This is a genomic window from Streptomyces sp. NPDC059897 (assembly GCF_042730865.1).
Taxonomy (GTDB): Bacteria; Actinomycetota; Actinomycetes; order Streptomycetales; family Streptomycetaceae; genus Streptomyces.
Window position 1 is genome coordinate 1 of the sequence record NZ_JBHWKQ010000024.1, and the last position, 8,779, is coordinate 8,779.

Annotated in this window: 9 protein-coding genes; 3 read left to right on the plus strand and 6 right to left on the minus strand. The window is 70.7% G+C overall.

Annotated features, from left to right (window positions below):
- Nucleotides 1-173: 173 nt before the first annotated feature.
- Nucleotides 174-1,433, minus strand: coding sequence for an Ig-like domain-containing protein (locus ACFV9W_RS24675; protein ID WP_385764453.1), 1,260 nt, complete (start codon nt 1,431-1,433; stop codon nt 174-176).
- Between the two features lie 235 nt (nt 1,434-1,668).
- On the minus strand, nt 1,669-2,007 hold the full coding sequence (locus tag ACFV9W_RS24680) for a hypothetical protein (protein WP_385764455.1): 339 nt from the start codon (nt 2,005-2,007) through the stop codon (nt 1,669-1,671).
- A 108-nt stretch (nt 2,008-2,115) separates the two neighbouring features.
- On the opposite strand from ACFV9W_RS24680, the gene ACFV9W_RS24685 reads away from it, so the two are divergent.
- Nucleotides 2,116-2,400 carry a hypothetical protein gene (locus tag ACFV9W_RS24685; RefSeq protein WP_385764457.1) on the plus strand — a complete coding sequence of 95 codons (285 nt, stop codon included), beginning with the start codon at nt 2,116-2,118 and terminating at the stop codon, nt 2,398-2,400.
- Nucleotides 2,401-2,428: 28 nt separating this feature from the next.
- On the opposite strand, the gene ACFV9W_RS24690 is transcribed toward ACFV9W_RS24685, so the two are convergent.
- The 4 genes from ACFV9W_RS24690 to ACFV9W_RS24705 all read right to left on the minus strand — a co-directional run bounded on the left by ACFV9W_RS24690 (nt 2,429) and on the right by ACFV9W_RS24705 (nt 6,687).
- Nucleotides 2,429-3,592, minus strand: a complete 1,164-nt coding sequence (locus tag ACFV9W_RS24690; protein WP_385764459.1) for a diguanylate cyclase domain-containing protein — start codon at nt 3,590-3,592, stop codon at nt 2,429-2,431.
- 119 nt (nt 3,593-3,711) lie between these two features.
- Complete coding sequence (locus tag ACFV9W_RS24695) at nt 3,712-4,515, minus strand: enoyl-CoA hydratase/isomerase family protein (protein ID WP_385764461.1); 804 nt, start codon at nt 4,513-4,515, stop codon at nt 3,712-3,714.
- A 41-nt stretch (nt 4,516-4,556) separates the two neighbouring features.
- Nucleotides 4,557-5,687, minus strand: coding sequence for an adenylate/guanylate cyclase domain-containing protein (locus ACFV9W_RS24700; protein WP_385764463.1), 1,131 nt, complete (start codon nt 5,685-5,687; stop codon nt 4,557-4,559).
- Nucleotides 5,688-5,814: 127 nt separating this feature from the next.
- Entirely contained in the window at nt 5,815-6,687 is an 873-nt protein-coding gene (locus ACFV9W_RS24705) for a biotin--[acetyl-CoA-carboxylase] ligase (RefSeq protein ID WP_385764465.1), read from the minus strand.
- 136 nt (nt 6,688-6,823) lie between these two features.
- Here ACFV9W_RS24705 and ACFV9W_RS24710 point away from each other — a divergent pair, with 136 nt between their 5' ends.
- Both ACFV9W_RS24710 and ACFV9W_RS24715 read left to right on the plus strand, forming a co-directional pair.
- Complete coding sequence (locus tag ACFV9W_RS24710; protein WP_385764467.1) at nt 6,824-8,419, plus strand: acyl-CoA carboxylase subunit beta; 1,596 nt, start codon at nt 6,824-6,826, stop codon at nt 8,417-8,419.
- Between the two features lie 11 nt (nt 8,420-8,430).
- Complete coding sequence (locus ACFV9W_RS24715; RefSeq protein ID WP_385764469.1) at nt 8,431-8,637, plus strand: acyl-CoA carboxylase subunit epsilon; 207 nt, start codon at nt 8,431-8,433, stop codon at nt 8,635-8,637.
- Nucleotides 8,638-8,779 lie beyond the last annotated feature (142 nt).

An 8,779-nucleotide genomic window follows, 5' to 3' on the forward strand; every position in this document is an offset into this window, starting at 1 on the left:
TTTTTTTTAAATGCCACACCCCTTGGGGGGTTTTTGCTCTGTAACCGGCGGGCGCGGGGGCGGGGTGGCGGCCCCGGCTCCCGCTGCGGCGAAACGGTATGGCGGTGTTGTAAGGGTTGCGTGAGGCCGTCATGAGAACGCCATGAGACCCCCGCCGGGTACGACCCGGTCGATTACTCGGCGGACCCGGCCGTCCACTGCGACCAGCTCATGTTCCAGCCGTTGAGCCCGTTGTCCGGCGCGACCGTCTTGTCGCCGGTGTTCTTCACGACGACGACGTCGCCGACCATCGAGTTGTTGTAGAACCAGGCGCCCGGGGTGCTGCTGTCATTGGCGCCCTTGGCGTCCTGGAGGCCGACGCAGCCGTGGCTGGTGTTCGCGCCACCGAAGATCGACTTGGCGCCCCAGTAGTTGCCGTGGATGAACGTGCCGGAGTTCGACAGGCGCATCGCGTGCGGCACGTCCTTGATGTCGTACTCGCCCTTGCCGTCGTCGTCCGTGAAGCCGACCGTCGCACCGTTCATCCGGGTCTCCTTGAACTTCTCGGAGATCACCATCTGACCCTCGTACGTCTTGTTGTCGGGGGAGCCCGCGGAGATCGGGATGGTCTTGACGGTCTTCCCGTCCCGCGTGACGGTCATCATCTTGGTCTTGGCGTCGACCGTGGAGACCTGGTCGCGCCCGATCTTGAACGAGACCGTCTTCTGCTGCACACCGGTCACGCCGTTCGCACCCTCGACCCCGTCCAGGTCGAGCTTCATGGTGACCGTGGAGCCGCCCTTCCAGTAGTCCTCGGGGCGGAAGTCGAGCCGGGTGTCGTTGAACCAGTGGCCGACGACCTCCTGGCCGCTGCTGGAGCTCACGGTGATGTGCTTCTGGACGTCGGCCTTGTTGCTGATCGCCTTGTCGAAGTTGATCGACACGGGCATGCCGACGCCGACGGTCGAGCCGTCCTCCGGCGTGAAGTTGCCGATGAAGCTGTTGGCCGGGGACACCGTCGTGAACTGCGAGTTCTCGTGGGCCGCGCGGCCGTCGGAGTCCTTCGCCTCGGCGGCGATCTTGTACGTCGTCGCGCGCTCCAGCTGGTTCGTGGGCTTCCAGCTCTTCTTGTCGGCGGAGATCTGGCCTTCGACCTTCGTGCCGTCGGCCGTGGTCATGGCGACATCGGTGAGCGTGCCCTTGCTCACGGTGACCTTCGCGGCGCTGTTGATGCTCGCGTTGTCGGAGCCGTCCTTCGGCGCGATCTTGATGTCGGCCTCGGAGGTCTTCTTCGCCGCGGCCTCGTCGGCCTGCGCCTGCGACTCCTTCTTGCCCGAGCCGCCGCCCTCGTCGCCACCGCCACAGGCCGTCAGCACGAGCACACCGCCGAGCAGAGCGGACGCGGCCATCAGACCCTTGCGCCGCTTACCGTCCGTTATCACACGCTTCTCCATAGTCGCCGAATTTCCCGACTTCGCCGAATTCACCTGCTGTCGGCCGCCCCGAGCCCGGTCGACAGCAGGCCCAAGAGGACACAGCAGCCCCCTCGTATCCCACTCAACGTCGTGACCGGTTCGTCCCGTTCCCGAAGAACCGCCGGTGTGGGCAAGACCACGTCGGGACTCCCCCACCAGGGACGACAAAACCCCGGGCAGCGGTTGCCGCCCAGGGTTCCCGTTTCGAGGACCGCTACACGCCGTCTTCTGCTTCCCCCTCTTCATCATCCTCGCCGAGGTCCCAATCCGGCGAGTCGGGGTCGTAATCGACCTGTTCGCTCGACCAGGAGGCCTGTACGAGCTCCGCCCCGGGCACATCGGCGACCAGATCGAAGGGGTCCACGAGATACGCGACCGCCTCCGCCTCGTCCTCCTCCACGGCGCTCACGGCCTGCGCCCGCTCCTCGGGCCCGGTCTCCTCGTCCTCCGCGACGCGCTGCAGCGCGGCCCCGGTCAGTGCCTCCGCGTCGGAGACCTCCAGGACCAATTCCACCTTGAGGCGAACAAAACGTGACGTGTCATCAGTGCTCATGGGCGGAGCGTACGACCCATTCGCCCCGTGACTTTCCTGTGACCCGCGTCTTTAACTAACATCAGCACACACGGCCAATTCGCCAGCGCCACAAGGGGGATCGCTTCCGTGTCTGCCGCACGTCGATCACTGTTCACCGCCACTGCCGCCGCGGCGCTCCTCGGCGCGCTGTGGTTCGTTCCCACAGCGACGGCGACCCCCGAGCATGTCACCCATGCGGACCAGCAGCGTACGGTCACGGCGGTCACCGAGCGGTCCGACCGCCAACTCCGCCTGGCCGACACGGGCCAGGTGGACACGACGCCGTACGTGATCGGCGGCTCGGCCTTCCTCGGCCTGGGCGTCGGCTTCGTGACGTACTCGGTGCGCCGGGGCAGGGCGTACGAGGCGTAGGCCGCAACTGCCGCGGCCCGGGCGGCACTTATCGTTCGGTGCCCTTGTCGGGCTCCAGGCCCCTGATGCGCCGCCGCTCCCCCTCGCCCGGGGCCGGCGGCGAGTCCGCGAGGCGGACCACCGGGTCGGCCAGGCCGCCGTCGCGCCCCGCCACCACGGGCTTCGCCGCGCGCAGCGCCTTCGCCTTGTACTGCGCGGCGTCCGCGAGGCGGAAGAGGCGGCGTGCGCTGCTCACTTCGCCGATCGGGTCCCCGGTCGAGGCGATGCCGCACGCGACGCCGTCGCCGTGGTCCAACTCGGCGGCCCGGGAGCAGATCTCGTCGCCCACCCGGACCACCTCGTCGGCCGAGGGCCCCACGGCCACGAGCGAGAACTCGTCGCCGCCGAGCCGCGCCGCGAGGGCGCCCGGCAGCATCGCCCCGCACAGCGAGAGCACCGAGCCGAACCGTTCGAGGAGCCGGTCGCCCGCCGCGTGCCCGTAGGTGTCGTTGACCCGCTTCAGGCCGTTGAGGTCGCAGACGACGAGGCTGACCACGGAGCCGTCGGCGCGGTGCCGCTCGACGGCCTCGTCGAGGCGTATGTCGACCGCGCGCCGGTTGGCGAGGCCGGTCAGGGCGTCGGTGAAGGCGAGCCTGCGGGCCTCCTCCAGGCGTTCGGTCTGCGCGATGCCGGCCGCGACGACCGCCGCGAGGACCGTGGCGAAGTCGGCGTCGAAGCGGCCGAACACCTCGGCCCCCGTCGGCCGCGCCACATACAGCTCGCCCCACGCCCGCCCGTGCAGCACGATCGGCGCGACGACGCAGCAGCCGCGGCCCCGGCGTCGTAGCGCGGCGACCCGTTGATGGCAGTAGCCGGCCCGGTCCACGGGGCCCTCGGCCGTCTCGACCCAGGCGTCCGGTTCGCCGCCCTTGGCCCACCGCTCGTGCAGGAATTCGGTGATCTCGGGGAATTGGTGCACCGGGTAGCCCTCGCCGTCGGGGAACTCCTCCTCGCCCTCGGCCAGCTCCCCGACGTTGACGAGCACCCGCAGCCGGCCGCGCTCGCGCTCCCAGACGGAGAGCGCGGCGAAGCTCCCGGACAGCGCGCGGCAGGCGCCGAGCGCCGCCGCGCGCCAGGAGTCCCGCGGGCTGCGCGCGGCGGCCATGCCCTGCGCGAGCTCCACCACGGCGCGTAGCCGAACGTCCTCACCCATCACTCCAGAGTAAGGAGTTTTCCGACATTTCGGTGAATTCGGTGCGCCGACCCGGGGTTCAAGGCCAATTGAACGTCACGCAACGTAATCAGTCGACCCGGCGGTGCGACCGCTGCTCGTCACTCGCCCGGCCACCGCGGGCTGCGCTTCTCGTTGAACGCCGCCACGCCCTCGGCCCGGTCCCCGGAGAACGCCACGGACCGCCACGCCGCGTCCTCCACCTCAAGGCCCGCCCGCATGTCGAGGCCGTGCCCGAGCCGCAGCGCCTTCTTCGACGCGCGCAGGCCGACCGGCGAGTTCACGGCGATCCGCGCGCCGAGCGCGAGCGCCTCCGCCCGGTCCGCGCCCGCCTCCACGACCTGGTCCACGAGCCCGAGCTCCCCGGCCTCGGCGGCCCGCACCCGGCGCGCCGTGAAGATCAGCTCGGCGGCCCGCGCGGCCCCGACGCGGCGCGGAAGGAGCTGCGTACCGCCGCCGCCGGGGATCACGCCGACGGACACCTCGGGAAGGCCCACGACGGCCGTCCCGTCGGCCACGATCAGATCGCAGGCGAGCGCCAGCTCGAAGCCGCCGCCGAGCGCGAAGCCGTGCACGGCGGCGATCGTCGGCATCGGCAGCTCCAGGACGCCCGTGTACGCGGCGCGGGTCACGGGCCGCTGGCGCAGCAGATCGGCGTCGGAGAAGGAGTTCCGCTCCTTGAGGTCGGCGCCGACGCAGAAGGCGCGCTCGGCGCTGGAGGTGAGGACGACGACCCGGACGTCCCGGTCGGCCGCCAGCGCCTCGCAGGCGCCGGTGATCGAGCGGGCCATGTCGCTCGACACGGCGTTCATCGCCTTCGGCCGGTCGAGCACCAGCTCGGCGACCGTCCCGCTCTCGTGGCGGCGCACCGCCACGAACTCCCCGAACCGCCGCTCGTCACTCATGACACACCCTTCCGGTTAACGCCAGTTAACCGCCAAGGTTGTCAGGTGCGCCTGGTCAGCGTCCAGGGCTCCACGACGCCGAGGCCGCGCACGGGCCGCTGCCACATGGGCTGCAGCGCGAACCGGTAGGCGGGCGGCTCCTCGCCGTCCTCCTTCGCCTGCTGCGCCTCGGCGGCGGCCTCCGCCTCGGAGGTGGGCGTCTCCCCGATCCTGATCAGTTCCTGGGCGAAGGCGCCGTCCACCAGCACGTTGTCCCGTGGCGCTATCGACGTGAGGCGGCTCGCGAGGTTCACGGTCGAGCCGAAGACATCGCCCATCCGCGTGGTGACCGTGCCGAACGCCATGCCGACGCGCAGCTCCGGCATCGTCTCGTCGTTGCTCATCGTCTCGATCAGGCGCAGCGCGATCTCGCTCGCGACGCCCGCGTCGTCGGCCGCGAACAGGACCTCGTCGCCGAGGGTCTTGACGAGCCGGCCGCCGTGCGCCGCGACGAGGTCCGCGGCGGTGGTCTCGAAGGCCTCGACGAGCTCGCCGAGCTCCTCCTCCTCCATACGACGGGTGAGCCGCGTGAACCCGACGAGGTCGGCGAAGCCGACGGCGAGCCGCCGGTCCACCATCTCCTCGTCGTCACCGGCCTGCACGACGCGGCCGGTCGCCGCGGCGAGCTGGCGCCGCCACACGTAGACGAGGAACTCCTCCAGCTCCGGCAGGAGCAGCTCCATCAGCGGGTACGTGACCTCGGTGCGGGTCATACCGGGTTCCGGGGGCTCGGTGAGGCCCTCCAGGAACGAGTCGATCTGCCATTCGGCGAGGCGCGCCGTGGTCTGTCCGGTGGAGCGGGCGACCTGGACGGCCATGGCCTCGCTGAGCAGGCCCGCTTCCACGAGGCCCGCGAGGCGCCGCAGCGCGAGCACGTCCGCCTCGGTCAGGGCCTTGGCCTGGCCGATGTCGGCGAAGCCCATGGCCCGCCAGAACCTGGAGGCGAGTTCCATGGAGACGCCCGCGCTGCGCGCCGCCTGGAACGGGGTGTATCTGCGCTCGGCCCCGAGGATGAGCCCTTCGAGCCGCAGAGCGAGCGGATCCTCGGCCTCTGCCTCTTCTGGTTCCGCTCCTTCCGGCTTCTCGGGGTCGGTGGGAGAGCCCGTGCCGGAGCCCGAGTCGTCGACGGTCACGCCTGCTGCCCTTCCGATCTGCCGCGGTCAGGTATCGACCGGGCTCAACTCTACGGCAGCACCTGTGCCCCACGTCACTCCGTCCGCTTCCGGGTGGCGTCGGCCCGGAGGCTCCGGTGGTACGTGCCTACGCAGGTCGCAGGTGCACGATGTCGCCCGCGCCGACCGCCTCCCGGCCCCCGCCCTCCGCGGCGATCACGAGACGGCCGTCGCCGTCCACGGCCACCGCCTCGCCGACCAGGTCCCGGTCGCCCGGCAGGATCGCCCGGACCTGGCGGCCGAGCGTGGCGCAGCCCGCCGCGTACGCCTCCTGCAACCGGGACAGGGCGGGGTCGCCCTCGGCCGCGCACCACTCGACGTACCACTTCTCCAGGGACCGCAGCACGGCCCGCAGCACCGGTTCGCGGTCGGCGACCTTCGCCCCGGCGAGGGTGAGCGAACCGGCCGTCGGGACGGGCAGTTCGTCGGCGCGCAGCGACACGTTGAGGCCGACGCCGAGCACGACGGCGTCAGGGCCTGCCCGCTCCAGGAGGATGCCGCCGGCCTTGCGCTCCTCGCCGTCGACCGTGAGCAGCACGTCGTTCGGCCACTTCAGGGCCGTGTCGACACCGGCCGCCGAGGACAGCGCCGTGGCGACCGCGACCCCGGTGAGCAGCGGCAGCCACCCCCACCGCTCGACCGGCACCTCGTGCTCCCCCGGCTTGAGCAGCACCGAGAAGAACAGGCCCGAGCGCGGCGGCGCCGACCAGCTCCGGTCGAGCCGCCCGCGCGCCGCGCTCTGCTCCTCGGCGACGAGCACGGTGCCCTCCGCGACGGGGCCCTGCGAGGCCCGCCGCACCAGATCCGTGTTGGTGGACCCCGTGCGGGGCACCACCTCCACGGACGACCAGAGGCCGCCGTCCCGGAGCAGGGACCGGCGGAGCCCGGCCTCGGCCAGGGGCGGTCGGTCCAGGTCGGACCAGGGGTTTGCGGGTACGTCTGAACCATCTCGCGGCGTCATGCAACCCAGCCTAGGTGTGGCAAAGACCGCACTGCTGAACGGTATTCAGGCCACTACGCTACGAATCAGTAGCCCCACTCCCCTTTACCAACCGTCCCCGTGAGCAGCGTCGAAGCAGGCAGGGAGCCGCATCCCGATGTCCGAGTTGGAACAGCCGACAGCGCAGATCGACATCCACACCACCGCAGGCAAGATCGAGGATCTGCGGCGCCGGATCGACGAGGCGACCCACGCCGGGTCCGCCCGCGCGGTCGAAAAGCAGCACGCCAAGGGCAAGTTGACCGCACGTGAGCGGATCGAGCTGCTGCTCGACGAGGACTCCTTCGTGGAGCTGGACGAGTTCGCCCGGCACCGGTCGACGGACTTCGGCCTCGACGCCAACAAGCCGTACGGCGACGGCGTCGTGACCGGTTACGGCACCGTGGACGGCCGCCCGGTCGCCGTGTTCTCGCAGGACTTCACGGTCTTCGGCGGGGCCCTCGGCGAGGTCTTCGGGCAGAAGATCATGAAGGTGATGGACTTCGCGCTGAAGACCGGCTGTCCGGTCATCGGCATCAACGACTCCGGCGGCGCCCGCATCCAGGAGGGCGTCATGGCCCTCGGCATGTACGGGGAGATCTTCCGCCGCAATACGCACGCGTCCGGTGTCATCCCGCAGATCTCACTGGTCGTGGGCCCCTGCGCGGGCGGCGCCGTGTACTCCCCCGCCATCACCGACTTCACGGTCATGGTCGACCAGACCTCGCACATGTTCATCACGGGCCCCGACGTCATCAAGACGGTCACCGGTGAGGACGTCGGCTTCGAGGAGCTGGGCGGCGCCCGCGCGCACAACACGCGCTCCGGTGTCGCGCACCACATGGCGGGCGACGAGAAGGACGCGATCGAGTACATCAAGTCGCTGCTGTCCTACCTGCCGTCGAACAACCTGAGCGAGCCGCCCTCCTTCCCGGAGGAGGCCGACCTCGCGCTCACCGACGAGGACCGCGAGCTCGACACCCTCATCCCGGACAGCGCGAACCAGCCGTACGACATGCGCACGGTGATCGAGCACGTCGTGGACGACGCCGACTTCTTCGAGACGCAGTCGCTGTTCGCGCCGAACATCATCACGGGCTTCGGCCGCGTCGAGGGCAGCCCGGTCGGCATCGTCGCCAACCAGCCGATGCAGTTCGCCGGCTGCCTCGACATCCACGCCTCCGAGAAGGCCGCGCGGTTCGTCCGCACGTGTGACGCCTTCAACGTGCCGGTGCTGACGTTCGTCGACGTCCCCGGCTTCCTGCCGGGCGTCGAGCAGGAGCACGAGGGCATCATCCGGCGCGGCGCCAAGCTGATCTACGCGTACGCCGAGGCGACCGTCCCGCTCATCACGATCATCACGCGCAAGGCCTTCGGCGGCGCGTACGACGTCATGGGCTCCAAGCACCTGGGCGCCGACCTCAACCTGGCCTGGCCCACCTCGCAGATCGCCGTCATGGGCGCGCAGGGCGCGGTCAACATCCTGCACCGCAAGACCATCGCGGCGGCCGACGACGTCGAGGCCACCCGCGCGGAGCTGATCCAGCAGTACGAGGACACCCTCCTCAACCCGTACACGGCGGCCGAGCGCGGCTACATCGACGCCGTGATCATGCCCTCCGACACCCGCTCCCACGTGGTGCGCGGCCTGCGTCAGCTGCGTACGAAGCGGGAATCACTGCCCCCGAAGAAGCACGGCAACATCCCGCTGTAAGGAGCGCCGCTGTGATGATCAAGGTCGTACGGGGCAATCCGACCCCCGAGGAGCTGGCCGCCGCACTGGCGGTGGTCCAGGCGCGCGCCGCGGCGGTCCCGGACGCCCCGGCCGCGGCGGCGGACCGGGACGCGTGGTCCGACCCGTCCCGGATCGCCCGGCACCGGATGCCCGCTCCGGGGGCGTCGAGCTGGTCCCGGACGTACTGGCCCGCGTGATCGCCCACGGGCCCGGGTGAATTAGTCCTTTCGTAGCGGGGCGCCTGAGTACGCGTACTCAGGCGCCCCGCCCCCGCGCGCACCGCCCTTCGTGATGTGGAGTGGGCAGACCCCGAAGACGAGCCCCCCGAGGGGCTCCGCG